We start from the raw sequence: 25,101 nt of genomic DNA, 5'->3' as shown, positions 1-25,101 counted from the left end.
CCGCGTGGCGCCCATTCCCCGCGGGAGGAAGGCCGATGCGCGTCCATCAGCGTGATGTGGAGGTCGGCGTCGCCGGACGCCTGCTCGCGGGGTTCCTGTGTGTCCCCGAGCGGGCGAGCGGCCTGGTGATGCTCGTGGGGGATGAGGAACTGGCGAAGGACTCCTCCGTGCGCGAGGTGCTGCACGCGGCGGGGCTCGCGACGCTGGGGCTCGACTGGCGCACCGCGGACGAGGAGCAGGCCGAGGACTGGACGGTGCGCGAGGGCGCGCACGTGGAGCTCATCGCGCATCGGCTGGAGGTGGCGCGCGACTGGTTGCAGCGTGACGACGTGTTGTCGCTGTTGCCCGTGGGGTTCCTGGGGATGGGGTTGGGCGCGGCCGCAGTGCTGGTGGCGGCGGCGCATCAGCCTCGGGGTGTGCAGGCGGTCGTCACGCTGGGGGGAAGGCCGGACAAGGCGGGCTCGGTGGTGGCGGAGGTGCGGGTGCCCACGCTGGTGCTCGGGGCAGGGGAGGACGCGGACCGGGCGATGCTCGCGCGGCGGGTGTTCGACGGATTGGCGCCGGGGATGCGCAAGGGGCTCCAGTTGGTCGAGGGCGCGAGCCGGAGGTTCGAGGAGGCAGAGCCACGGGCTCGCGCGGCGCGCATGGCGGCGGCGTGGTTCTCGGATTGCTTCCGCGCGGTCGCGGGGCCCGGGGTCGTCGAGTGGAGCGAGGGCACCGCGTGACCCCCTGCGAATGGCCTCTCTCGTCACATGTTGGACGAGCGGGGACACCGCGACCGCGGGAGGTTGGTCCTCTCGGCGCCATTCGGCCATGGCGGAGCCGGATGGGCGCGGGCGGCTTGAACGGAACGTGCGCTGGACCGCGCGGCGCGCGTCCGCACGGTGCGCCTCATCTCCGTGGCTTATCGATGCCTCACGTACGGCTCGATGGCGCTCGTCGCCTCGCATGGCGAGCGCCGCGCCCTGGCGTTACTCCGGTGCTGTGGCGTGGAGGGGCGTGATGAGGGAGTCGCGGGTTCCATGAATGTGTTCCGGCGCCACTTGGAGTCGTTCGTCCGGGTGGAGCCCGTGCGCCCCGCGCTCGGTGCGGGCCTGCGCGCGGCGCTCGCGGTGGGCCTGCCCATGGTGGTCGCCGCCACCCAGCACCTGCCCGCCGTGACATGGGTGGGCATGGCGGGCCTCTTCGTCACGCTGGTGGACCGCGGCGGTCCCTACCGCGACAGGGCCGTCAACATGGGCGCGATGACGCTCCTGGGCGCGGTGATGGGGCTCGTCTCCGCGCTGCAGCTCCCCGACTGGGCCGATGTCCTGCTCACCCTCGCCTGGGTGACGGCGTGCGGCTTCGCGCGCTCCTATGGCGACACCCCCGGACTCATGGGCGTGGTGCTCGCCAACTACACGGTGGTCTCACTGGCGCTGCCCGCGCAGGGCTTCGCCGACGCGCTGTCCCGCTCCGGGTTGTTCATCCTCGGTGGCCTGTGGGCCATGATGCTCGCGCTGGTGCTCTGGCCGCTGCGCCCCTATCGCCCCGCGCGCCTCGCCATCTCCCGCTGCTACCGCGCGCTGGCCTCCCGCGCCGAGGAGGTCGGTCGCTGGCCACTCGAGGGTCCGCCTCCCCCCGCCAACCTGGTGGAGGTCGTCGACTGGGAGTCGCGCGTGCGCATGTCGCTCGAGGATGCGCGAAGCGTGCTGGCCTCCACCCGCCGCAACCGCGCGGGTGAGAGCAACCGGGGTGAGCACCTGCTCGTGTTGCTCGAAGGCGCGGACGCGCTGCTCGCGATGCTGGTCGCGCTGCCGGAGACCTTGGAGCTCGCGCCCCGCGAGCCTCGCTTCCACGCCCTGCGCGCCGAGATTCAGCGAGCGCTCGCGGACCACTCGCGGGACCTCCTGCACATCGCCCGCGCGCTGGAACAGGAGAAGCGCGAGGTGGAGTCCTCGGTCTGGAGCACGGACCGGGTCCGTCGCGCGCTCGCGTCCCTTGTCACCGAGGGCCGGTTGCCCGACTCCGCGCGCGCCGCGTACTCACATGCGGAGGCCCTGCTGGTCCGTCTGCGCGAATACTCGGAGGCCCTGCTGGAGGTGGCCAACCACCTGGAGGACGGCGGCCCCGTCGAGTCGGACCTGCCCATGGGGCCGCATCCCGCGTCGGCGCGGAGCCGTCCCCTGCTCGAGCCCCTGCGCGACAACTGGGGCACCGACTCCGTCATCTTCCGCCACGCGATTCGCCTGGGCATCACCGCCGCGCTCGCCACCGCGCTCGTGCGCGGACTCGGGCTGAATCACGGCTATTGGGTCATCATCACCGTCATCGTCGTACTCCAGCCCTATTCGGGGATGACCTTCGAGCGCGGGGTGCAGCGCGCCGCGGGCACGCTGCTCGGTGGCGCGCTGGCGGCGGGGCTGGTGGCGCTCGTGAGGGACCCGGTGGTGCTGCTCGGCGCCATCATGGCGTTCTTCGCCGTGGCCATCGCCGTGAAGCCCATGAGCCTCGCGGCCTTCCAGGTGCTGCTCGCGCCCGCGCTGGTGCTGCTCGCGGAGATCCAGACCGGAGACTGGGAGCTGGCCGGAGTGCGCGTCATCAACACGCTGCTCGGCGGCGTGCTGGCCCTGGTGGGCGCGTGGCTCCTGTGGCCCAGCCCCGAGCACTCGCGCTTCCCGGAGGAGGTGGCCAACGCGCTGCGCGCCGACCGCGACTACCTGTTGAGCGTGGCCTCCGCGCGCTCGGACGCGGAGCCCCAGGTGCGCGAGGCGCGGCGCAAGCTGGGCCTCCAGTTGCTGTCCGCGGAGGCCTCCTTCCAGCGGCTGCTCTCCGAGTGGCGCGGCTCCTCACACCAGCTCGAGCCCGCCATGGCGCTGCTCGCGTATGCCCGGCGCTTCGGCTCGGCGGTGACGGCGCTCGCCGCCAGTCGGCAGGGGCGCAAGGACCTGGCGCCCGTCATTGGCTACGCGGGCAACGTGCTCGAGGACCTGGCGCTCGCCGTGGAGCACCGCCGCGCACCGTCCCCGCTGCCCAGGTCCACGGCGCAGGAGGGCCTGGACGTGCTCTCCCGCACCCAGATGGACCGGCTGGTGCGTCAGCTCACCGTGCTTCACAAGGCCACGGTGCGCGCGGCGCCGCAGCTCACGGGGTGAGTCCTCGAATCAGGTCCGCTCGATGCGCGCCAGCAGCCGGCGCAGGTCCTCGTTGACGCTGGCGTACTGGGTGACGCCCTGCTCGGCCTGGAGCTGCTTGCGCAGGTCCGGCAGCGACGTCTCACGGACCTTCTTCGCCGCGTCCTGCGAGCCGTCCACCAACCACCCCATGGCGAGGATGAGCGCCAGGCGAACCTCCGTGTCGCGCTCGGACAGCTTCGCGGCGAGCGCCGGCGCGTGCTCCGCCGAGCCCGCGCGCCCCACCTCCAGCGCCGCGCGCTCCATCATCGGCTTGGTCGCCTTGTCCATGCGCTGCACCCAGCAGCCCGCGTTGCCCGTGCACGCCTGCCCCGCCTCCAGCAGCGCCGCGTGCGCGGTGATTTCATCCGCGCGCTTCTTGCCCAGCCCCGCCGCGTCCTCGCAGCCTTCCTCCTGCGTGGCCTTGCAGTCGGCCGCGGTGCGCGCCGGCTCGCCGGTGGCCAGCTTCTGCAGGACGGGCTGCTCGCGTGCGTCACCCAGCATCGCCAGCCCCTTCACCGCCACCTCGCGCGCATACCAGTCGCCCGTGCCCGCGGCCTTCTCCAGCGCGGGCAGCGCGTCGCGACCGCCCAGTCGCACCAGCGCCTTCACGTACGCGTCGCGCACCGTGGGGTCGGTCTCCAGCACCAGCGTCGTCAGCGGCTTCACCGCCTCCGTCGCGCGCAGGCGGCCCAGCGCGTCCGCCGCCTGCATCCGCACCAGCGCCTGGATCTGCACGTCCGAGTGCGAGAACGACAGCAGCTTGAGCAGCGGCTCCACCGCGCGCTTCTCGCGCAAATCCCCCAGCACCGTCGCCGCCTTCATCGGGTAGCTGGCCGGGTTGACGCCGTTCGTCTTCGCCCACGCGAGCAGCTCCGCGTCACGCCCCTCCAGCGCGGGCAGCAGCGCGTCCGCCGCGGGCTGGCCCAGCTGGAACAGCGCGAAGCTGCTCTCCACGTAGAAGGACTTGCCCTTGCGCTCCTTGGTCAGCATCCGGATGAGCGCCGGCGCCGCGCGGCCGTCACCGATGTGGCCCAGCGCCTCGATGGCCTTCTTGTTGAGGAACGGCTCCACGCCCTCGTCCGTGGCCAGGACGATGAGCGGCTCCACCGCCTCCTTCGCCTTCATGCTCCCCAGGACTTGAATGGCCTCGATGCGCGCGTACGTGTCCTTGGCCCTCAACAGCGGCACCAGCGCGGGCACGGCGCGCACGTCGCCGATGGCGCCCAGCGCCGTCACCATCGCCTTGTTCGCCAGCTGCGAGGACATGTCACCCGCCGCCGGGTCGATGGCCGCCGACAGCGCCTCCACCGACGAGGCGTGGTGCACGTCGCCAATCGCGCGGGCCAGCGCCGCCTTCACCTCGGGCTTGCGCTCCTGCGAGAGCGCCTCGTGCAGCATGGGCAGGAAGCTCTCGTTGACCTTCGTCTTCGTCCGCATCGCCTCGATGAGGCGCACCCGGTCCTCGGCTCGCCGCGTCTGCTGGAGCGTCCCGGCCCAGTAGTCGGGCGAGTTCGGGTCCGACTTACAGGCGACAAAACAGAGAACAGCGGCAACACACCACGCTGCGAGGGGGCGGCTCATCGAGGCTCCTGGGCGTCGTCTGCGGGGTTGTCCTGTCGGCAGTCGTAAACCTCCTGTCACGAAGGAAGCAAACCACCCAGGTCACCTGGGGTACGCTGGTCAACGACATGTCCGACGACACTCACAAGGCGCCGCGCCCGGGCTACACCCGACGGACCTACCTGCTCGACCGGGAATTCCAGCTCAAGTACATCCTTCTGCTGGCTGGCATCGGTGCGGGCAGCGTGGCGGTGTTCGGAGCCCTGGCGTACCGGCTCCATGCCTCCTCGGTGGACTCCGGCGTGGAAGCGGGTGACTCCATCATGTGGCTCACCGTGCTGGGCTCGGTGGGGCTGGGGGCGCTGTTGGGCCTGTTCGGCCTGCTCTTCACCCATCGGGTGGCGGGCCCCGTCCATGTGATGAGCCTGTATGTCGCCGCGCTGGCCGCCGGGCGCTATCCCCGGCTGCGGCCCCTGCGCAAGAAGGACGAATTGAAGCGCTTCTTCGACCGCTTCAGCGAGGCGGTGGACCGCATCCGCCAGCGCGAGGCGGACGAGGCGCACGCCCTGGAGGGGGCCCTGGCCGCGTTGAAGCCGGTGGCCACCACCCCCGAGGCGCGCGAGGCGCTGGAAACCCTGTCCGCGCTGTGCACGCGCAAGCGTCAAGCAGTGGACAATCCCACCGCGAGCACCTTCAAGTCCGTGGCTTGAAGCCTGCCCCGAGGAGAGCCCGAACAACATGAGCAGACCCCGCATCGTCTTCATGGGCACGCCGGATTTCGCCGTGTCATCGCTCGAAGCCTGTTTCGACCTGGGCGACGTGGTCGCCGTCGTCACCCAGCCGGACAAGCCCAAGGGGCGCGGCAACACGGTGACGGCGCCGCCGGTGAAGGAGCTGGCCGTCGCGCGCGGCGTGCCCGTGTTCCAGCCGGCCAAGCTGCGCACGCCCCCGTTCGTCGAGGAGCTGCGCCGCTTCTCGCCGGACGTCTGCGTGGTGACGGCCTATGGCCGCATCCTCCCCAAGGACATCCTGGAGCTGCCGCCCAAGGGCTGCGTCAACGTGCACGGCTCGCTGTTGCCGCGCTTCCGGGGCGCCGCGCCCATCCAGTGGTCCATCGCGCACGGGGACACGGAGACGGGCGTGTCGCTGATGGTGATGGATGAGGGCCTGGACACCGGCCCCGTGCTCGCGATGAAGCGCCTGCCCATCGGCCCCGAGGACACGAGCGCCACCATGTACCCGAAGCTGGCCGCGCTGGGCGGCGAGGTGCTGCGCGAGTTCCTGCCGGCGTACCTGAGCGGGGCGCTCAAGCCGGTGCCCCAGCCCTCGGAGGGCGTGGTGCTGGCGCCCATCATCGAGAAGGAGGAGGGGAAGCTGGACTTCACCCGTCCCGCCATCGCGCTGGAGCGCAGGCTGCGCGCCTTCACGCCGTGGCCCGGGGCGTTCACGTCGATGGGCGGCAAGCTGGTGAAGGTGCACCGCGTGAAGGTGGCGCAGGGGAAGGGCGCGCCGGGCACGGTGTTGTCCGCGGGCGCGGAGGGCATCGAGGTGGCGTGCGGCGAGGGCTCGCTCGTGCTGCTGGACATCCAGTTGGAAGGCAAGCGGGTGATGAAGGCGGCGGAGTTCCTCACGGGCCACAAGCTGGCCGTGGGCAGCCAGCCGTTCGGCACCTAGTCGATGGCCACGACGAGACGGACTCTTTCGAGTACAGGCGCATGGGTATGAGACTGCTGGTGTTGCACGGGCCGAACCTGAACCTGCTGGGCGTGCGTGAGGGCGGGCGCGGGCTGTCGGACCTGGATGCCGCGCTGAAGGCGCGCGCGAAGTCGCTGGGGATGGAGCTGACCGTCCTCCAGTCCAACCACGAGGGCGCGCTGCTGGACGCGCTCGCCGCCCACCGCGAGAAGGTGGACGGCGTCCTCGTCAATCCGGCGGGCCTGTTCGGCTCGTACGCGCTCAAGGAGGGACTGGAGTCGGTGGGGCTGCCCGCCATCGAGGTCATGCTGCGGCCGCCCGCGCGCGAGTCCGTGGTGGCCGAGGCGTGTGTCCTCCAGGTGCACGGGGCCGGTGGCTTCGAGCCGTACCTGGAGGCGCTGGAGACCTTCGCCAGCGGCGTCTTCACGCCCGGGAGCGCGAGCAAGACGCCCGAGGGTGATGACGACGAGGACCTCATCCGGTCCCCGAGGAAGTCGAAGAGCACGCCCGAGTCGAAGGGCGGCAAGACGCTGGGGCGGAAGACCGCCGCGCAGGACGACGCGCCGGAGCCCAAGGGGGGCAAGACGCTCGGGCGCAAGGCGTCCTCGGACGAGGACGACGCGCCGGCCTCGAAGGGCGGCAAGACGCTCGGGCGCAAGGCATCCCCGTCGAAGGACGACGCCCCCGAGTCGAAGGGCGGCAAGACGCTGGGGCGGGGGACGAAGTCCGCCTCGGTGACGACGGACCTGCTCACGCGGGCGCTGGTGCACCAGAAGATCTCCGACCGGCTCGCGGGCCGGCTCACCGCCGCGGAGCTGGCCTCCTGGGCGCGCTCCCGCTATGAGGCCCTCCAGCGCGGACTGCCCGCGGAGCAAGGCCAGCGGGCCGTGCTCGAGGAGCAGCTCCAGCGCCTCACGCTGTCCCACCTTCCCTCGACGCGGCTCTCCGATGAGCAGCTCGTGGACCTGATGACCCGGCTCGACGAAGGATGAATCCCCGCGCACTCGCCATCCTCGTGCTGGCGCGCGTCCGCGCAACGGACGCCTACCTCAACGTGGTGCTGGACACGATGCTGTCCGAGTCACCGCCCAAGGACCCGCGCGACGCGGGCCTCGCCACGGAGCTGACCTACGGCGCCACCCGCCGGCAGCTCGCGCTCGACTACGCCATCACCCGCTTCGCCGACCGCAAGCTGGACGCCATGGAGGACCGCGTGCTCGCGGCCCTGCGCATCGGCGCCTATCAAATCTTCCACACCCGCGTGCCCGCGCGCGCCGCGGTGGCGGAGACGGTGCAGGCGCTCAAGGAGGTCGGCCTCACCCGCGCGGCGGGCTTCACCAACGCCATCCTGCGCAAGCTCGCGGAGCTGCCCTCGCCGCCCTTGCCCTCGCCGTCCGACGTGGCCCACCACCTGTCCGTGCGCGAGAGCCATCCGCAGTGGCTGGTGGAGCGCTGGCTGCGCCAGTTCGGCCGCGAGCGCGCCGAGGCCATGCTGGTGGCCGACAACCAGTCCCCGCCCGTCGTCATCCGCGCCAACACCGCGAAGGTGACGCGCGACGCGCTGCTCACCCAACTGCAGGAGGTGGGCGTCGACGCGAAGGCCGCCACCGTGTCCCCCGTGGGCATCATCCTGCCGCCGGTGGGCCGCGTGGAGGACGTCTACGGCTACTCGGAGGGCCTGTGGCAGGTGCAGGACGAGGCCGCCCAGCTCGTCGGCGTGTACGGCGCCATCCCCGCGTCCGCCCGCGTGCTGGACGCATGCGCCGCCCCCGGTGGCAAGTCCTGTCACCTGGCGCAGGAGCACGACGTCGTCGCCGTGGACCTGCACGCCCACAAGCTGAGGAAGATCGACGGCGAGGCGAAGCGCCTGGGCCTGACGTCGCGCTTGAAGGCCTACGCGCACGACGCGGCGGAGCCGTTCCCGGAGGCGTGGGGCGAGTTCCACGCGATGCTGGTGGACGCGCCGTGCTCGGGGCTGGGCACGCTGCGCCGTCACCCGGAGCTGCGCTACCGCCGCAAGGAGGAGGACCTCTCGCGGCTGGCCACGCTGCAGCGGCGCATCCTGGAGAACTGCCAGGAGTCGGTGCCGGCGGGCGGGCTGCTCGTCTACGCGGTGTGCACCATGGAGCCGCAGGAGGGGCAGGACCAGGTGGAGATGTTCCTGCGCAGCCACCCGGAGTGGACGGCGGAGCCGCCCGTGTTGCCGGGCCTCAAGCTGCCGCTCACCCAGGCCTACTTGAGGACCCTGCCGGGTCCGGAGGGCTTCGACGGGTTCTTCGCCGCGCGCCTCCGGAAGCTCTACTGAGAGACGCTCAGGCCTCCTCGGTGGCGGGCAGGTTCGCCGCCGCCTTGAAGGCCTCCAGCACCGCCGCCGAGGCGCGGTCCAGGTACTTGCCCTTGCGGATGAGCAGGCCGATGGGCCGCGACACGGGCCCCTCCGCGAAGGGCTTGGCCACCAGCGAGCCGCCCTTCACCTCGCCCTGCGCGGTGGACACCGGGAGGATGGCCACGCCCAGGCCCATCTCCACCGCCCGCTTGATGGTCTCCACGTTGTCCATCTCCATCACCGGGTTGATGTCGATGTTCTTCTCGCGGAAGAGCCGGTCCAGCGCTTTGCGCGTGGGCGCCTCGCGGTCGAACGCGATGAAGGGCACGCCCGACAGCGCCGTGAGGCTCACCTTCGCCTTGGAGGCGAACGCGTGGCCCGGCGCGCACACGACGGCCAGTTTGTCGTCGCGGAAGGGCAGGATGTCCACGCCCGCGCGCGGCTGCGGGTACGCCACGATTCCAATCTCCGCCGCGCCCAGAATCACGTCGTCGTAGACCTGGTCGTTGCGGCGGTAGTTCAGCCGCATGTTGACCTTGGGGTGCGCCTTGAGCAGCTGCTTCTGCACCGCGTTCAATTCGTGCAGACCCACCGAGTAGATGGTGGACACGGTGCTCGTGCCGGCCACCTCCGTCGCCTGCTCGCGAATCTCCTGCTCCACCTCCGCGAAGCGGGCCAGAATCTCCTTGCAGCCGCGGAACAGCCGCTCACCCGCCGGCGTCGGCGTCACCTGCCGGGCGCTGCGCGACAGGAGCTTCTGCTCGTAGCGGTTCTCCAGCGCGCGAATCTGCTGGCTCACCGCCGACTGCGTGACGTGGTTGAGCTGCGCCGCTCGCGAGAAGGAGCCGGTCTCCACCACATCACAGAACATTTTCAGGGACTCGAGCTGCATGGCCGCTCCCTACTCCCGAACCTAATGGCCTGGCCACTATTAATTAGTCAGCCTACGTCACACCGCCAAATGAGCTAACCCTTCAAGTCGGCCGGCTGTCGGGCGAAAGAAGGACGAGGGCCCCGGAGGGCTGGTGCTCAGGGCGCCTGGGGCGGGACGGGCGGGCGACGACGCACCAGGACGAAGAGGGCGCTGCCCAGGGCGACGAGGGCGCCGCCCGCGAGGCTCTGGAAGCGGCCCAGCTCGTGCGTGGCCTGCTGGAGCAGCTCGCACTCGGGGCCGGACAGCCCCGCGCACTCCAGCGTGCCGAACAGTCCCCTGAGACCCGCGGCGAGGAGGCCCAGGCCCCCGAGGAGCAGCCCTCCGGCCAGCCCCAGCGCGGCGGCGCGCGGCAGCGAGGGCTTGGGAGGGGGCGGCGGAGCGGAGGGCATGGTGGGAGGGTAGCTATAGCCGCGAGCGGCGGGCGGGCTCAACGGGCGAGGGGCAGGCCGCGTATGCTCGCGCACCATGCGAATCCTCTACGGTGTCGTCGGCGAAGGCATGGGCCATGCGACGCGCTCCCGCGTGCTCCTCGAGGAGCTCACGAAGAAGCACGAGGTCCACATCGTCGTCTCCGGGCGGGCCCAGGACTACCTGGCCAAACGCTTCCAGAACGTGCACGGCATCTGGGGGCTGACCCTGGCGTACGAGGGCAACTCGGTGAAGAAGTGGCAGACGGTGCTGCAGAACCTCACCGGCGCGGTGAAGGGCTGGCCGCAGAACGTGCGCCAGTACTTCGAGCTGGTGGACGACTTCAAGCCCGACGTCGTCGTCAGCGACTTCGAGTCCTTCAGCTACCTGTTCGCGCGCACCCACCGGCTGCCCGTCATCAGCGTGGACAACATGCAGGTCATCAACCGCTGTCAGCACGAGCCGTCGCTGCTGGCCGGGTACGAGGACAGCTTCGAGACCTCGCGCGCCATCGTGAAGGCGAAGCTGCCGGGCGCCTTCCACTACCTGGTGACGACGTTCTTCTACCCGCCCGTGCGCAAGCGCCGCACCACGCTGGCCCCGTCGATCCTGCGGCCCGAAATCATCGAGGCGAGGTCGGAGCCCGGCGAGCACCTGCTCGTCTACCAGACGTCCACCACCAACACCGCGCTGCCGGACATCCTCAAGGCCGCGGGCATCCCCTGCCGCGTGTACGGGCTGCGAAGGGACCTCACCGAGGACCTGGTGGACGGCAACCTCACGTACCGGCCGTTCAGCGAGAAGGGCTTCATCGACGACTTGCGCACGTCCCGCGGCGTGGTCGCCAGCGGCGGCTTCACGCTGATGAGCGAGGCCGTCTACCTGCGCAAGCCCGTGCTGAGCATCCCGCTGGAGGGCCAGTTCGAGCAGATCATCAACGCCCTATATCTAGAGCAGCTGGGGTACGGGATGTACGTGAAGACGCTGACGGTGGACGCGCTCAAGGAGTTCCTTTCGCGCGTGCCACGCTGCCAGCAGGCGCTCCAGGGCTACGAGCAGGAGGGCAACACGAAGATGCTCACCGCGCTCGAGGAGCAGCTCGCCCTGGCGTACGAGCACCGGGGGCACTGGGCCATGGAGATGGCCCAGGACTGACGCCCCGCGCGGTGCCCCTGTCAGTGCAGGGGCACGTCCTGGTTGTTGTTGCGCTCCGCGGCCCTGCGCGACAGCTCGGTGAGCCAGGAGCGGGTGAGGGGCGTCTGGCTGTCGACGCCCCGGTGGGCATCCTGGCTGCTGCTCTGCGGAAGCAGCCGGTTGGCCCAGGCGAGCAGCGTGGCGGTGAGCTCGGGCGCGAGCGCGCGGCCCACCGCGCCCAGCTTCGCGGCCGCGCCCACCAGCACCTCCGCGTCGCCCCGACGGCAGCCGTCCAGGATGAGGCGCGCGGAGCGCTCGGCGCTCACGGAGACGCCGGGCAGCGAGTCGCTGATGGAGAACCACGCGTACTCCGCCTCGTGCTGGCCCTTGAAGCGCGCGTTGAGCGGGCTGCCGGTGCGCATGAGGCCCGGGCACACGGTGGTGACCCGGATGCCGTCCTGGCGCAGCTCCGCGCGCAGTCCATCCGACAGGCCCACCAGCGCGAACTTGCTGGCGGAGTAGGGCAACAGGTGCGGCACACTGAGCCTGCCGCCCACGGAGGCGATGTTGACGATGCGCCCCTCGCGCCGCTGCTTCATCGCGGGCAGCACCGCGAGCGTCGTGTACAGGGGGCCCCACAGGTGCGTGTCCACCGCGTCCTCGAAGTCCTCCACCGTCATGGACTCCATCGGCCCCACCTGGATGGTGCCCGCGTTGTTGATGAGCACGTCCACCGCGCCCCAGTGCTCCAGCACCGCGCCCACCATCGCCTCCACCTGCACGGAGTCGCGCACGTCGCACGGCAGCGCGAGCACCTCGCCGCCCTCGCGCTCCAGCTCCTCGAGCGCCCGCTCCAGGGACTGCGTGTCGCGGCCGCACAGCGCCACGCGCGCGCCCTCGCGCACCAGCTGGCGGCAGAGCACCAGCCCCAGCCCGCGCGAGCCGCCGGTGACGAGCACCGTGCGCCCCTCGAATGAATAGCGCGGGCGTCTGAGGAGCCCGCGCAGCCCCAGCGCCGCGCCGATGCCGGCCGCCGCCAGCGTGCCGGGGGTGAAGCGCGCCGCCGTCCTGTTCTTGCGCCAGTCCGCCATGAGGTGACCTCCGGGAAGCCTTCAGGGCGCGGGAGCCGCGGCCGAGGTGTCGTACTGGGTGAAGCGCTCGAGCAGCGGGCGCACGCGCCGGGCCGCGTCCTTGCCGCACAGGTGGTGGCGCAGCCGCCCGTCCGCGTTGAAGACGAGCCACGCGGGCGTCTGCTTCACGCCGTACGCGCGGGCCATGGAGCCGTCATCCACGGCGATGGGGTAGACCAGCCCGTGCTCGCGCGCGAAGGCCTCCACCGCGTTGGTGTCTCGCAGCTCGCTGGCGGAGTGGGTGACGTCCACGCCGATGACCTTCAGCCCGCGCGGACCGAACTCCGCGAGGAAGCGCTGCAGGGACGCGAAGTCGTTGGCGTCCGCGTCCTCGGCCAGCGAGAAGAAGTGGAGGAGCACCGGCAGCTCGTCCAGCTCCGAGACGTGGACGGGCGCGTTGATCCACCCGCCATCCGGGTCCAACAGGGTGAGGGGAATGTCATGCGTGGGCATACGGGCTCCCGCGAAAGGGGCTGGGACTTGAAGGACGCTCCTCAAGCTATGCATCCCCCAACGCCCGCCCGGACCGGGGTGCCGGCCGCCTGCCCGGAGCAGAACGTCCGGAGCGGCTGTCGCTGGACGGCAGGCCCTCCGAGAGGGCAGACAGTCGCTCTCATGCGCATCCCCGATTTCAAGCTGGAGCGGTACTTCGCGCGCTGGGAGTTCGCCGCGCCCTATACGCTGTGCTCCTCCGACATCGAGGGCTGGAAGATGAAGGAGCTGCTGGCGCTCGCCGACCCGGACGCGCTGGGGCGCTGGGAGGCGCTCACGCTCGGCTACACGGAGGCCCCGGGGCTGCCCGCGCTGCGCGACGAAATCGCCACGCTCTACCCGGGCCTGTCGTCGGACGAGGTGCTCACCTTCGCGGGCGCCGAGGAGGCGGTGTTCATCCTGATGAACGTGCTCTTGGGGCCAGGCGACCACGCCGTCGTCACCTGGCCGGGCTACCAGTCCCTGTACGAGGTGGCGCGCGCCACCGGCGCCGACGTGACGCTGCTGCCCCTGCGCGAGGAGGACGGCTGGGCGTTCGACGTGGAGGCGCTTCGCCGCGCGCTCACGCCGAGCACGAAGCTGGTGGTGGTGAACTTCCCCCACAACCCCACCGGCGCGCTGCCGGACCTGGCCACGTTCCAGGCGCTGTGCGCGCTGTGCGACGAGCGCGGCATCCACCTGCTCTCCGACGAGGTGTACCGGCTGCTGGAGCACGACGCGTCGGCGCGGCTGCCCGCGGCCGTGTCGCTGTCGCCGCGCGCCTTCAGCCTGGGCGTCATGTCCAAGGCCTTCGGCCTCGCGGGGCTGCGCGTGGGGTGGCTCGCCTGCCGCGACGTGGACGTGCTGCGCCGGTGCATGGCGTACAAGGACTACACGACCATCTGCAACAGCGCCCCCAGCGAGGTGCTCTCCCTCATCGCCCTGCGCGCCAAGGAGCGCGTGCTGGCGCGGAGCCGCGCGCTGCTCGCCTCGAACCTGGCCCTGCTGGACGACTTCTTCGCGCGCCACGCGGACACGTTCCACTGGGTGCGTCCGCGCGCAGGCAGCGTGGCCTTCCCGCGGCTGCTCCGAGAGCAGCCCGTGGCGCACTTCACCGACGCGCTCGTCCAGCGCGAGGGCGTGCTGCTGCTCCCCGGAGACGTCTATGACTTCCCGGGCAATCACTTCCGTCTCGGCCTGGGGCGCACCAGCCTGCCCGAAGCCCTGTCACGCCTGGAGCGCTTCGTCTCCGACACCCGGTGAGACAACACACGTGTGACAGAGGACGACGCGTTGCGTCAGGTTTTGCGCCGGGTTCACGGTTTCCGTGTTCTCGACCTTTTACACCCCGAGACTCTAGAGTGGACGCTCCCCTGTCCGGTCCCCCACCCGACGGGCAGCTCCCCCACTCCGAGCCGGAGGCGTTCCACGATGAAGAAGCTGATGGGTACGGCGGTTGCCGCAGCAACGCTGTTGTTCGGTACGCAGGCCTTCGCGACCGACTACACGCTGTGGATTCACGGACGCAACGGTGGAACCACGCAGGCGGGCAACTACGCCGACTTCAGCTACTGGGGACCGGCCGGCACCGCGGCGGGCGTGAACAAGAAGGCGGTGAACTGGAACGGCAAGGAGCGCATCGGCGGGCAGAACGCGCGCATCCGCGACGCGCTCGACTGCTTCTGCACGGGCAACAACTGGTGCTACATCGCCGTGCACAGCGCGGGTGATTTGCAGATTGGCTATGCGCTCGCCATGTATGGGACGAGCCAGCGCACCAAGAAGAACGCGTCGCCCAACGCGAGCGGCGTGTGTGGCAACACGGACGGCTCCACCCAGACGGGCTGGAACATCCGCTCGGTGCGCGTGGCGTCCGGCGCCGGCGGCGGCAGCGAGCTGGCGGACCTGGGCGAGTGGGCGGTGAGCGAGCCGCTGGTGAGCGACCTGGTCACCACCACGGCGCGCACGATGTACAACCACAACGTCACGGCGGACGTGAAGTTCTACATGTACGCGGCCTCCAAGGGCACGCTGTACTCGGGGCTCCTGCCGGGCCAGGACGACGAGGCGGTGGCGTACCACTCGACGGGCGGCGTGTCGGGCAGCGCCGGCAGCTCGCTGTGCAACCCCGGTGACTGGTTCTGCGGCGGCACGCTGACCACGGGCACGGGGAAGACGAGCAACGGCCTGGCCAAGTGGCTCAACCACGACGTGAAGCTGCGGGACGACGGCGAGTCGTTCAATCACTACGCCAACGGGAACTGGGGCGGCATCGTCGCCAAGGTTCGCGAGGCCGTCGTGGCGGAAGCGAAGTAGGGCCGTCGCCGCGAAGCACGCATGATGCCCGCCCGCCCTGAGTCCGCTCGTGTCTCCCACCCGCGTCGTCTCGGGTGGGGCTTCGTGGTGATTGTGTTGGCGCTCGGAGGCGCGGCGTGGTGGCGATGGAGCGCGAGGTCCGGGCAGGGGGACGCTGACGTGGCGTCCGCCACTGCGCAAGCCGCCTGGAGGGGCTCGCCGGCCGGCCCCGCGTCCAGGATGGAGCGCATCGGTGACGGCGTGGGGCTGGCACAGGGGCCGTCGCCGAATGCGCAGGGCACGCACGTGTCGGTGGTGAACCTGGAGCAGCGCGAGCGCCTGGCCCGGCGGGAGCTGTGGGCCGAGCGACTGGCGCGGGCGAAGGAGACGCTGGAGTCGTATGTGGCCTCCACGCGGTATCCGCCGCAGTCCCGCTCCATCCGCGACCATCCGGACCAGGTGGTGCTCGCCGAGCCGGAGCGCACGCGTCCGCTGAGCCGCGAGCACACCGACGTGCAGCTGCGGCTCAAGCAGGACCGGGTGTTCGTGGTGGGTGACGAGGTGGTGCTCTTCTCCGTGTCCTGTGAGGACGCGCACCGCGCGCCGAGGCCGTGCGAGGTGCTGTCCGCCACCGCGCGCGAGGCCGACCACATGCCGGGCGCGGGGGGCATGCCCGCGGTGCCGGTGGCCTTCACGGATGACGGCGCGGCGGGTGACGCGCTCGCGGGGGATGGTGTCTTCACCGGGCGCTTCCAGCCGTCGAAGCAGGGCTTCCCGCTGTACTCGGGCACGCTGCGCGTGGACGTGCAGGTGCGCTCGGGGCGCGCGGAGGGGCCGGCGTTCCTGGACATCCTCTACACGCCGACGCCGCCCGCGGTGCTCACGGGCAAGGTGCGCGAGGTGGTGGAGGATGGCTCGCTGTCCTTGTACCTGGGCATCGACGTGCGCAAGGCGGGGCGGTACGTCGTCGCCGGTCGTCTGGACGACGAGAGCGGCGAGCCCTTCGCGCACGTGTCCTTCAACGAGGAGCTGAAGGAGGGCGCCCGGGAGGTGAAGCTGACCGTCTTCGGCAAGCTCGTGCTCGACGACGCGCCCACGTTCCCGCTGCAGCTGCGCGACGTGGAGGGCTTCCTGCTCAAGGAGTCCGGAGACCCGGACCGCGAGCTGATGGCCACGAAGCGTGGCTATCTGCACACCACCCAGGTGTATCCGTCGTCCGTGTTCTCTCCCTCGGAGTGGCAGGGGGAGCAGCGCCTGCGCTACATCGACGAGTACCAGCGCCAGGTGGATGAGGCCCAGCGGGAGTACGACGCCACCTTCGAGGAGCCGAGCGAGAAGCGGCCTTGAGGGAGGGACGGGCCTGCCGCGCACGGCAGGCGTCGCCAGCGGCCCGGTGGGCTCGAGGCCGCGCGTGACGCGGCGGTTCGCGAGCGTCAGGTCGAGGTCGGCTCCGTGCCGCGCTCGGAGGCGGAGGGCTCGCCCGGGAGGTCGGCCTGGGCCACGGCCGGCTCGACGAAGACCGACTGCTCCGTGAGCGACGCCACCTGCTGCGAGAGCGCCTCGGCCGAGGCCTCGGTGACGACGCCCGGCGAGGCAAACGAATCGAGCGACGTCGCCGTGTCGACGGGCCGCGCGTCCGGCTGGAGCTCCACCGACTCCGCCACCACGTCCACGCCCTGCGCGCTCATCGCCGCGCTGACGGGCACGCCGGCCGCCGCCGGGTTCGCCGCGAGCGAGCCCATGACGCCCGCGAGCGCCGCGTCCCCCGGGCCGATGTCCTCCGGCACCATGTCGCCCAGGTCATCCAGGTCCGCGAGGAACTCGCTCGGCCCCGCCGGACGCACCGACGCGTCCATCCACTCCGCGGCCGCGTACCTCCCCGCGTCCAGTCCATCCGCGCCGCCCACCGCGTCCTCGAACCCGTCCATGTGCAGGTCGAGCGCCGGGTGCACCGGCCCCCACGCGTTGCCCGGCGGGTCGAGCATGGAGAGCAGATCCTCCGGCGCGTCCACGCTGGGCGAGGACGTGTCCAGGTTCTGCAGCTCCCACGCGGCCTCGTCCGGCGACAGGATGTCCGAGGCATCCGGCACGCTCGCGCCCCCGCGACGCGACGACGGCCCCACCGCGTTGCCCGAGTCGCGAGGCGCGCCCAGCGACGAGGGAAGCTGCGAGCCCAGGCGCTGCGCGTAGCGGGGCGCGGCGGCCTCGAAGGAACTCTCCCCGGAGAAGACGCGCAGGGCGGCGTGGTCCAGCTCGCGCGTGTCGCCCGGCTCCATGTCCGCAGACTCCAGCGAGGCGAGGAGCGCGTCGGCGCCGTCCGCGCCGTCCACCTGGAAGTCGCTCTCGTCGGAGAACCCCCGGCGCACCTTCTCCACGGCCTCGAGCGACTCGCCAGGCTTCGTGGGCGCCACGGAGCCCACGTCCGCGTCCAGCGACGTGCGCCGCAGGGACGACAGGATGCTCGAGGACAGTCGGCGGATGGATGTCATCTGTCACCTCCCGGGACGCACGACGGGCTGCATCCGTATTGTCGGTTCTCCCACGGAGAAGTTGCCAGGGGACGGGGGGAGCGCGCCCATCACCTGGGGGGTACACCCCCCCTTGGGATGGTCAACAATCGCGAGCCCCGGGCGCTTGCAACGTCCGCCAGCGAACGAGTGCGGGGCGCGCGCCGAGGTCCCCTGGCACTCAGGTCCCAGCCGTCACACAAAGAGAGGTATCCGTAGTGGGTGCCCACCTGGGGATGGGCGCTGGCCTCCCGCTTGCTGGGGGAGGGCCCGAGGAGGCGGTGTCATGCTGCGTTTCGAGAGCGCGGGACAGACCCATATCGGTCGCCGGCCCCACAACGAGGACTCCTACTGTGTCCTGCCGGAGCTGGGGTTGTACGTGGTGGCGGACGGGCTGGGTGGGCAGGAGGGCGGCGAGGTCGCCAGCCGCTGTGTGGTGGATACGTTCGCGGGCCTGGGCCAGCGATGGGAGCGGGAGCACGAGGCGGCGTGGCCGGAGGTGGCCGACCCCCGGCGCACGCGCGAGGAGAACCTGTTGGCGGCGTGCTCACAGCTCGCCCAGGCCAACCTGCGGGCTCAGCGGGTGGGCCGGCTGGCGGAGATGGCCTCCACGGTGGTGGCGCTCGCGGTGGGGCGGGACGGCGCGGCGGTGGTGCACGTCGGCGACAGCCGCCTGTACCGCCTGCGGGGTGGCCAGCTGGAGTCGCTCACCCGGGACCACTCGTTCATCGAGGAGCTGCGCGACGTGGGCATGGAGCCCCCCGGCGGCGCCTCCAACTGGCGGCACCTCATCACCCGGGCGCTGGGCACCGACAACGCGGAGCCCACGCTCCAGCGGCTGCATGCCCAGCCCGGCGACGTCTTCCTCCTGTGCTCGGATGGCCTCTACGAGCCGCTGGGCCTGGAGGGGCTGACTCGCAGGCTGTGTCTGTCCTCGGCGCGTGAGGTCTGCGACGCGCTGGTGGCGGATGCCTTCGAGGCGGGGGGCAAGGACAACATCACCGCCGTCGTCCTGCGTGTGGCCGACGCGTGAGAACACGTCAGTGAAGGTGGGAGGGTCAACCGGGGGCTCCCGGGTCATCCTCGCCTTACTGCGAAATCCCCGGATGTTGCGGTAGGGTGGGCCCTCCCGGTGGCGCTCCCATCCGGGGCCCTTCCCCCTCTCGTCCGACATCGCAGCGCATGACGCACAGCCTCGCCGCTCGTCTGACCGCCGCCATCACGCTGGTCATCCTGGTCCTCACCGCGCTGTGCGTGACGTTCACGGGCGTCGTGCTGCGCTCCCGGATGGACACGGAGCTGGCGCATTCCCTCACCCAGGACGAGTCCGCCTGGAGCCGGCTGGTGGCCCAGGAGGGCCGCACGCTGCGGGTCCTCCTGCGCAGCGCCGCGGCGAACGCCCGGCTGCGGGCGTTGTTGTCCGGGCCCACGTTGGATTCCGCCGCGCTCCAGGCCTTCGCCAAGGAGCAGCAGGCGCTGGTGTCGGTGGAGCTCTTGCTCATCACCCGGCCCGAGGGTGAGCTCGTCGCGGGCTCGTACGCGGGCGCGCTGCCCGCGCTCGCGGGGATGGTGAAGTCCGGCACGCCGGGCGTGCTGTTCGTGGGGGAGACGCCGTACTGGGCGGTGTCCCGGCCGGTGGAGGTGGACGGGCGTGGCGTGGGGCACCTGGTGCTCGGCAGCCGGTTCGACGACGCGCCGCTGAAGGACCTGCGCAACCAGCGGGGCGTGGAGCTGGTGCTGCACGCGGGCTCGCGGCTGGTGGCGCGCTCGGTGGACACGGTGTCGCCGGAGGCGCTGCTGGCGGCGGTGGACGCGGCGGAGGGGGAGGGACGGGTGGAGGTGGAGGACGTGAGCTTCCGCGTGGCGCGTCAGCCGGTGGGCGCGGGGCTGGAGCTGGTGCTCGCGCGGGACGAGAGCACGGAGGCGTCGCGCTTCACCACGGCGGTGGTGCTCATCGTCGGGCTGGGGTTGTTCACGGCGCTGGCGGCCGGCGGCATCATCTTCCTGTTGGTGCGGCGGATGACGGGCCCCTTGCGGGAGCTGACGGCGGCGGCGGCGCGGGTGGTGGCGGAGGGCGACTTCCGGGGCACGCTGGAGGTGCACTCGCGGGATGAGATTGGTCAGCTGGCGTCGTCCTTCGCGGAGATGATGGTGCAGCTGCGCTCGCTGCTGATGGCGCTGAAGGGCTCGGCGGAGCAGCTGGAGGCCGCGGCGTCGCAGCTCACCGACTCCGCGACGGTGCAGAACGAGGCGGTGTCCCAGCAGGCGGTGGCGCTGCACGAGACGCAGCTGGCGGCGCAGCAGCTCCAGGAGAGCTCGCGCGCGGCGGCGAAGCGGGTGGAGACGATTCAGCGCGAGGCGGAGAAGGCGAGCGGCTTCGGTCAGGCGGGCGAGGCGGCGGTGTCCGGCAGCGTGGGCGGGCTCACGCACATCCGCTCGCATGTCGAGCAGATCGGCCGCACCATCTCCGAGCTGCATCAGCGCACGCGGCTGGTGGGCGACATCACCCGCACGGTGAAGGACCTGGCGGACCAGTCCAACGTGCTCGCGCTCAACGCGTCCATCGAGGCGGCGCGCAGCGGGGACCAGGGCCGGGCGTTCTCGGTGGTGGCGCGCAACATGCGCTCGCTGGCGGACCAGTCCGCGGGCGCGACGACGCGGGTGCAGGGCATCCTGGGCGATATCGGCCGGGCCATCTCGGACGCGGTGCGCATCAGCGAGGGCGGCGCGCGCGAGGTGGAGGGCGGCCTGGAGCAGGTGCGCGCGGCGGGTGAGAGCCTGCGCTCGCTGGCCGGCATCATCCAGAGCAATGGCCAGACGGTGAAGAGCATCTCGGACGCCGTGCGCCAGCAGGACGCGGGCATCGCGGAGCTGTTCGCCGCGCTCAGCTCCATGGCGGACGTGGCGGACCAGATTGTCGACCGCATGGCGGAGAGTGAGCAGGCCGCCATCCAGCTCTCCGCCGCGTCGGGCGAGCTCTCCGCCATCGTCGGCCGCTACCAGATTTGAGGGGCCCGCAGGCCCGTCGAGCGGCTCGCCCCCCTGTGGGCTGCTCCGTGCGTCGAGGCGGGAGGCCGCTGATGGGCGGGACGAGGAGCGGCTCACCCCCACCGCTCGCAACCGGAGGCGTGGTGCTCCGCTTGGCGAGGCGCGGGCGGGCCGCGTGAGGCGCGACGGCCCCCGTGCGTGAACGAGGGGCCGAGGCGCGGGCGCTCAGCCCAGCTCGCCGCCGTCGATGGCGTGCGCGGCGCCCGTGATGGCGCCCGCGGCGTCCGAGGCGAGGAACAGGCACAGCGCGGCCACCTCCTCCGGCTGGACGATGCGGCCCATGGCGTTCATCGACGCCAGCGCCTCGCGCGCCTGCTCCCCGCTGCGGCCCGTCGTCTGGGTGATGGCCGCCGTGGCGTTGGAGAACATGTCCGTCTCTACCCAGCCCGGGTTCACCGCGTTCACGGTGATGTTCTTCTTGGCGTACTCCACCGCGAGCGCGCGCGTCAGGCCCAGGAGCGCGTGCTTGGAGGCGCAGTACGCGGACGTGTACTTCATGCCCCGCACCGCGGCCATGGAGCCGATGTTGATGACGCGGCCGCCACCCTCCTTGGCCATCGCGGGCATCAGCTCACGACAGAGGATGAAGGGCGCCGTCACGTTGATGGCCATCACCTTGGCCAGGTCTTCGGTGCGCGTCTTGGTGAGCGGCGCGGACACGGTGATGCCCGCGTTGTTCACCAGCACCCGGGGCGTGCCCTCCGCGAGGATGGTCTTCGTCGCGGCCATCAGCGCGTCCTCGCTCGCCACGTCCACGACGAGCGGCCGGACACCCTCGCCGCCCTCCTTCGCGAGCGCCTCGAGTGCATCCGCCGCGCGGGCCAGGGCCCAGACGCGATAGCCCTCACGCGCGAAGGACAGCGCCACGGCGCGGCCGATGCCCCGGCTCGCACCCGTCACCACCACGGTCTTCTGGGTCGTCGTCATGGCGCGCGAGCCTAGCGCCCCCGGCGTCGACAAGGGGCACGTCTTCACCTGCGTTTCGCAGCCCGTCAGTGCCAACAAGCCCTCGCCCCGTTTGACGCTCCCCGAGGCGGGCACTAGGACGGCGCCATGGCACGTGCGGACATCACGGACTTGTTCCGGCTCGACGACCTGCTGTCCCCCGAGGAGAAGGCCGCGCGCGACACCGTGGCCGCCTTCGTGGACCGCGAGGTGCTCCCCATCATCGGCGGACACTTCCGCGACGGCACCTTCCCCGTGCACCTCATCCCCCAGCTCGCGGAGATGGGCGTGCTGGGCGCGAACCTGCACGGCCACGGCTGTGCGGGGATGAACACCGTCAGCTACGGCCTCATCCTCCAGGAGCTGGAGCGCGGTGACTCGGGGCTGCGCTCCTTCGCGTCCGTGCAGGGCTCGCTGTGCATGTTCCCCATCCACGCGTACGGCAGCGACGAGCAGAAGGAGCGCTTCCTGCCGGCCATGGCGCGAGGCAGGGCCATCGGCTGCTTCGGCCTCACCGAGCCCGACTTCGGCTCCAACCCGGGCGGCATGCGCACCCGCGCGCGCAGGGACGGCGACGACTACGTCCTCAACGGCACCAAGACGTGGATTACGAATGGCGCCATCGCCGACGTGGCCATCGTCTGGGCGAAGACGGACGACGGCGGCCCCGAGTCCGTCCGCGGCTTCCTCGTGGAGAAGGGCATGCCCGGCTTCAGCGCGCGGGACATCCCCGGCAAGTTCTCCCTGCGCGCGTCGATTACCAGCGAGCTGTCCTTCCAGGACGTGCGAGTCCCCGCGCGCAACGTGCTGCCCGGCGTGGTGGGCCTGCGCGGTCCGCTGTCGTGCCTCAACAACGCGCGGCTGGGCATCGCCTTCGCCGTCACCGGCGCCGCCATCGCGTGCTTCGAGGGGGCTCGCGAGTACGCGCTGTCACGCGCGTCGTTTCACGGCAAGCCCGTGGCCGGCTACCAGCTCACGCAGGAGAAGCTGGCGGACATGCTCCAGGACATCGTGAAGGCGCAGCTGGTGGGCCTGCGCGTGGCGCGCCTCAAGGACGAGGGCAAGGTGACGCCCGTCATGGTGAGCCTAGCCAAGCGCAACAACGTGAAGAGCGCGCTGGAGATTGCCCGCGTCGCGCGGAGCATCTACGGCGCCAATGGCATCACCGACGCGTACCCGCCCGTGCGCCACATGCTGAATCTCGAATCGGTCTTCACCTACGAGGGCACCCACGAGGTGCACACGCTGGTGTTGGGCAAGGCCATCACCGGCCTCGACGCGTTCGACTGAAAGGCCTCCGCGCGGGGCGCCTCCCCTCGTTCCGTTGGGAAGAGGGGAGGGCCTCGTGCGCTTCGCGGGGGCCTGACGTCAGCCCTGGTTCTCGCCGCCCTCGGGCTTGGGCGTCTCGGCGGACGCCTCGGCCTCGGCGGGGGGCGCCTCGGGGGCGGCCTCGGCCTCGGGCTCGTCGGAGACCTCGGGCGCGGTGCCAGCGGCCTCCGCCGCCTGCTGCGCCTTGAGCTCCTCGTCGTTCATGAAGCCGATGGGGCTGTCCTTCCGGTTGAGGAAGCGCACCGCCTTCTTCGAGAGCGCGAACATCTGCTCGGCCGCCGCGGCCGGCACCAGCGCGTGCTCGATTTGAGCGGGGTCCGGACGCTCCACCACGCCGAGCTCGCCGTCCTCCAGCCGCTTGGCCTGCTCCGGCGTCAGCTCCATCCGGCGCAGCTTGCCCTTGCGGGTCATGAAGTAGAACGCCGTCTCGCCCGGCTCCTGGGCCACCTGCGAGCCCATCACCAGCTCGCGCAGCGCCTTGTCCAGCTCCACCTGACGCTTGGACTCCGCGCGCTGGTAGGCCTTGGAGCCCGGCATGGGGGGCAGCTTCGGGATGGGCCGCTCGGGCGGAGCGGAGGAGGACGGCCGGCCGTGCTGGGGGGCGCCGCTGGGACGGAAGGAGCCACCGCCGCCACCGCCGCTGGGACGGAACGAGCCGCCGCCACCGGGACGACCGCCACCCGGCCTGCCACCGCCGCCACCGGGACGACCGCCACCCTCGCGGGGAGGCCGCTCCTCACTCCGCGCCGGAGGACCCCCGGATGTCCGGTGGTCATCACGTCGGGGTGGGGGACGGTTTCCGCCTGGACGTCCGCCGTCCTGGGACGAGGGCCTCCGGGCTTCCGCCTGGCTGGCCGCCGTATCAGCCTTCTTGGACTGTTCCTCGGTGACGAGGCCCGCCTTCAACAACTTGTCGCGCAGGTTCTGCATGAGATGGGCGTTCTATCCCTTGCACGGCCGCACGCAAGCCGCAGCTTGCCGCTCCTGTACGCGCCACGTAACTTGCCGCCCCCGTGGTACCCCCTCCGGAGGAGTCGTGAGCCGTTCGAAGAAGTCCGCCTTCATCCTCGCCGTGGCACTGGCGGCCTCGGGCTGCTCGGACCCGGTCGACAAGGCGGCCAAGGCCCGCATCTTCTCCCCCGAGGACCCGCCCAAGGTGGTGGCCTCCGCCCAGCAGAAGCTGCCCCCGGAGGATGTCGCGGACAACCCGCAGGTGGCGCGCCGCATCCTCGGCATGGACGCCGCCGAGGTGACCGAGCGGCTGGGGCCCCACCGCTACCAGGCCACCCTGGGCTACGAGTGGACCTCCGCCGAGTCCAACCCGGTGAAGCTCACCGAGACGCGCACCTTCCGCGCGGGCGCGGGCGGGGTCAGCGGGGACTTCCACGGCGTGCTGGAGAACTCCCGGGACCAGGGCCTGGAGGTGATGCGCATCGCGGGGCAGGTGTTCGCCCGCAACCGGTATGGCCCGTTCCGTCAGCGGCTGCGCGACCGCGGCATGGCCGAGCGCACCCGCGCGGAGCTGACCGGCGCCATCCGCGACTTCGACAGCCTGTTCCAGGGGCGGCTCAAGCTGTCGCCCCAGGGCACGGTCACCTACGAGGGGCGCACGGCGTGGCGCTACCAGGTGACGCTGGCTCCCGCCTCGGAAGGGGATGCCTCCCGGCCGCTGCCGGCGCTGCTGCAGCCCAAGAACGGGGCGGACGAGACGACGCGTCGCCGGGGGAACTTCTTCGCCCACCGGCTGCCGCGCTCGCTGGACGGCGAGGTGCTGGTGGACGCGGCCACGTCGGTGGTCCTCAAGGCGCGGCTGGACGGGCGCATCGGCGTGCCGTCGGACAAGACGCCCGAGGCGGCGGAGCTGCGCATGACGCTGGAGGCGGCCCTGACCGAGGTGGGCAAGGACCAGAAGCTGGCGCCTCCCGAGAGCTTCCTGCCCGACGCGGACAAGCCACAGGGTATCGCCGACGCGTTGGACCGCTTCGGCATCGAGCGCGCCAAGCCCGAGGGCGCCAAGGGCTCGACGGCCGGTGAGGCCCCTCCGGAGCCCGAGGACGAGGGCGGCGGCGAGTAGCCCGCTGCGGGGCGTTCCCGCCGCCCGAGGATGGGGCGGCGGCGAGTCGCCCCGTGTGAGGCGTCCTCGTCGCCCGAGGACGATGGTGGC

At 71.6% G+C, this 25,101-nt stretch carries 22 protein-coding genes; 14 read left to right on the top strand and 8 right to left on the bottom strand.

All coding sequences use genetic code 11. From position 1 onward, the window contains the following. Nucleotides 1–35 precede the first annotated feature (35 nt). Both OWM54_RS12995 and OWM54_RS12990 read left to right on the top strand, forming a co-directional pair. Nucleotides 36–725 carry a dienelactone hydrolase family protein gene (locus tag OWM54_RS12995; protein WP_194869399.1) on the top strand — a complete coding sequence of 230 codons (690 nt, stop codon included), beginning with the start codon at nucleotides 36–38 and terminating at the stop codon, nucleotides 723–725. 297 nt (nucleotides 726–1,022) lie between these two features. Further along, nucleotides 1,023–3,134 (top strand): FUSC family protein, encoded by a 2,112-nt coding sequence (locus OWM54_RS12990; RefSeq protein ID WP_267697716.1) that lies wholly within the window; start codon nucleotides 1,023–1,025, stop codon nucleotides 3,132–3,134. A gap of 9 nt (nucleotides 3,135–3,143) precedes the next feature. Here the strand turns inward: OWM54_RS12990 and OWM54_RS12985 are convergent, their stop codons facing one another. Next, a complete protein-coding gene (locus OWM54_RS12985; protein ID WP_267697715.1) occupies nucleotides 3,144–4,736 on the bottom strand; it encodes a HEAT repeat domain-containing protein in 1,593 nt (530 codons plus the stop codon). Between the two features lie 107 nt (nucleotides 4,737–4,843). On the opposite strand from OWM54_RS12985, the gene OWM54_RS12980 reads away from it, so the two are divergent. The 4 genes from OWM54_RS12980 to rsmB are packed head-to-tail and all read left to right on the top strand — an operon-like array spanning nucleotide 4,844 to nucleotide 8,715. Further along, a complete protein-coding gene (locus OWM54_RS12980) occupies nucleotides 4,844–5,425 on the top strand; it encodes a hypothetical protein (RefSeq protein WP_046711492.1) in 582 nt (193 codons plus the stop codon). Nucleotides 5,426–5,453: 28 nt separating this feature from the next. Then, nucleotides 5,454–6,389, top strand: coding sequence for a methionyl-tRNA formyltransferase (gene fmt, locus OWM54_RS12975; RefSeq protein WP_074949816.1), 936 nt, complete (start codon nucleotides 5,454–5,456; stop codon nucleotides 6,387–6,389). A gap of 47 nt (nucleotides 6,390–6,436) precedes the next feature. Next, entirely contained in the window at nucleotides 6,437–7,402 is a 966-nt protein-coding gene (locus OWM54_RS12970; RefSeq protein WP_420715375.1) for a type II 3-dehydroquinate dehydratase, read from the top strand. Beyond that, complete coding sequence (gene rsmB, locus OWM54_RS12965; RefSeq protein ID WP_267697713.1) at nucleotides 7,399–8,715, top strand: 16S rRNA (cytosine(967)-C(5))-methyltransferase RsmB; 1,317 nt, start codon at nucleotides 7,399–7,401, stop codon at nucleotides 8,713–8,715. Before OWM54_RS12970 ends, rsmB begins: the two co-directional genes overlap by 4 nt. Nucleotides 8,716–8,722: 7 nt before the next feature. Here rsmB and OWM54_RS12960 read toward each other — a convergent pair whose 3' ends face one another. Together OWM54_RS12960 and OWM54_RS12955 are read right to left on the bottom strand one after the other, a co-directional pair. Then, nucleotides 8,723–9,628, bottom strand: coding sequence for a LysR family transcriptional regulator (locus OWM54_RS12960; protein WP_046711496.1), 906 nt, complete (start codon nucleotides 9,626–9,628; stop codon nucleotides 8,723–8,725). Between the two features lie 137 nt (nucleotides 9,629–9,765). Then, on the bottom strand, nucleotides 9,766–10,137 hold the full coding sequence (locus tag OWM54_RS12955; protein ID WP_223746425.1) for a hypothetical protein: 372 nt from the start codon (nucleotides 10,135–10,137) through the stop codon (nucleotides 9,766–9,768). Between OWM54_RS12955 and OWM54_RS12950 the strand changes: the two genes are divergently transcribed. After that, nucleotides 10,136–11,233, top strand: a complete 1,098-nt coding sequence (locus OWM54_RS12950; RefSeq protein WP_267697712.1) for an MJ1255/VC2487 family glycosyltransferase — start codon at nucleotides 10,136–10,138, stop codon at nucleotides 11,231–11,233. The two genes, OWM54_RS12955 and OWM54_RS12950, sit on opposite strands and share 2 nt — an antisense overlap. 20 nt (nucleotides 11,234–11,253) lie before the next feature. On the opposite strand, the gene OWM54_RS12945 is transcribed toward OWM54_RS12950, so the two are convergent. Then, nucleotides 11,254–12,303, bottom strand: a complete 1,050-nt coding sequence (locus OWM54_RS12945) for an SDR family NAD(P)-dependent oxidoreductase (protein ID WP_223784859.1) — start codon at nucleotides 12,301–12,303, stop codon at nucleotides 11,254–11,256. 21 nt (nucleotides 12,304–12,324) lie between these two features. Further along, complete coding sequence (locus tag OWM54_RS12940) at nucleotides 12,325–12,795, bottom strand: TlpA disulfide reductase family protein (protein WP_267697711.1); 471 nt, start codon at nucleotides 12,793–12,795, stop codon at nucleotides 12,325–12,327. A gap of 162 nt (nucleotides 12,796–12,957) precedes the next feature. On the opposite strand from OWM54_RS12940, the gene OWM54_RS12935 reads away from it, so the two are divergent. The 3 genes from OWM54_RS12935 (at nucleotide 12,958) to OWM54_RS12925 (ending at nucleotide 16,455) form a co-directional block, all read left to right on the top strand. Next, nucleotides 12,958–14,076, top strand: coding sequence for an aminotransferase class I/II-fold pyridoxal phosphate-dependent enzyme (locus OWM54_RS12935; protein WP_223746428.1), 1,119 nt, complete (start codon nucleotides 12,958–12,960; stop codon nucleotides 14,074–14,076). A 168-nt stretch (nucleotides 14,077–14,244) separates the two neighbouring features. Next, a complete protein-coding gene (locus OWM54_RS12930; RefSeq protein WP_223746429.1) occupies nucleotides 14,245–15,129 on the top strand; it encodes a hypothetical protein in 885 nt (294 codons plus the stop codon). A gap of 21 nt (nucleotides 15,130–15,150) precedes the next feature. Then, nucleotides 15,151–16,455 carry a choice-of-anchor X domain-containing protein gene (locus tag OWM54_RS12925; protein ID WP_267697710.1) on the top strand — a complete coding sequence of 435 codons (1,305 nt, stop codon included), beginning with the start codon at nucleotides 15,151–15,153 and terminating at the stop codon, nucleotides 16,453–16,455. Between the two features lie 86 nt (nucleotides 16,456–16,541). Here the strand turns inward: OWM54_RS12925 and OWM54_RS12920 are convergent, their stop codons facing one another. Next, nucleotides 16,542–17,597, bottom strand: a complete 1,056-nt coding sequence (locus tag OWM54_RS12920; RefSeq protein WP_267697709.1) for a hypothetical protein — start codon at nucleotides 17,595–17,597, stop codon at nucleotides 16,542–16,544. A 304-nt stretch (nucleotides 17,598–17,901) separates the two neighbouring features. Between OWM54_RS12920 and OWM54_RS12915 the strand changes: the two genes are divergently transcribed. Beyond that, a complete protein-coding gene (locus tag OWM54_RS12915) occupies nucleotides 17,902–18,648 on the top strand; it encodes a PP2C family protein-serine/threonine phosphatase (RefSeq protein ID WP_194869534.1) in 747 nt (248 codons plus the stop codon). A gap of 149 nt (nucleotides 18,649–18,797) precedes the next feature. Further along, entirely contained in the window at nucleotides 18,798–20,624 is a 1,827-nt protein-coding gene (locus OWM54_RS12910; protein ID WP_267697708.1) for a methyl-accepting chemotaxis protein, read from the top strand. A 204-nt stretch (nucleotides 20,625–20,828) separates the two neighbouring features. On the opposite strand, the gene OWM54_RS12905 is transcribed toward OWM54_RS12910, so the two are convergent. After that, entirely contained in the window at nucleotides 20,829–21,590 is a 762-nt protein-coding gene (locus OWM54_RS12905; protein WP_267697707.1) for an SDR family NAD(P)-dependent oxidoreductase, read from the bottom strand. 126 nt (nucleotides 21,591–21,716) lie between these two features. Here OWM54_RS12905 and OWM54_RS12900 point away from each other — a divergent pair, with 126 nt between their 5' ends. Next, entirely contained in the window at nucleotides 21,717–22,898 is a 1,182-nt protein-coding gene (locus OWM54_RS12900; RefSeq protein ID WP_267697706.1) for an acyl-CoA dehydrogenase family protein, read from the top strand. A 78-nt stretch (nucleotides 22,899–22,976) separates the two neighbouring features. On the opposite strand, the gene OWM54_RS12895 is transcribed toward OWM54_RS12900, so the two are convergent. Beyond that, nucleotides 22,977–23,867, bottom strand: coding sequence for a DUF2058 family protein (locus tag OWM54_RS12895; protein ID WP_267697705.1), 891 nt, complete (start codon nucleotides 23,865–23,867; stop codon nucleotides 22,977–22,979). A gap of 106 nt (nucleotides 23,868–23,973) precedes the next feature. Here OWM54_RS12895 and OWM54_RS12890 point away from each other — a divergent pair, with 106 nt between their 5' ends. Beyond that, nucleotides 23,974–25,011: a hypothetical protein gene (locus tag OWM54_RS12890; protein ID WP_141332551.1), complete on the top strand. Its 1,038-nt coding sequence runs from the start codon at nucleotides 23,974–23,976 to the stop codon at nucleotides 25,009–25,011. Nucleotides 25,012–25,101 lie beyond the last annotated feature (90 nt).

The organism is Myxococcus sp. MISCRS1, assembly GCF_026626605.1.
GTDB classification, from domain to species: domain Bacteria; phylum Myxococcota; class Myxococcia; order Myxococcales; family Myxococcaceae; genus Myxococcus; species Myxococcus fulvus.
Note: the sequence above shows the minus strand (reverse complement) of the source record. Positions and strands in the feature narration are given on the sequence as shown.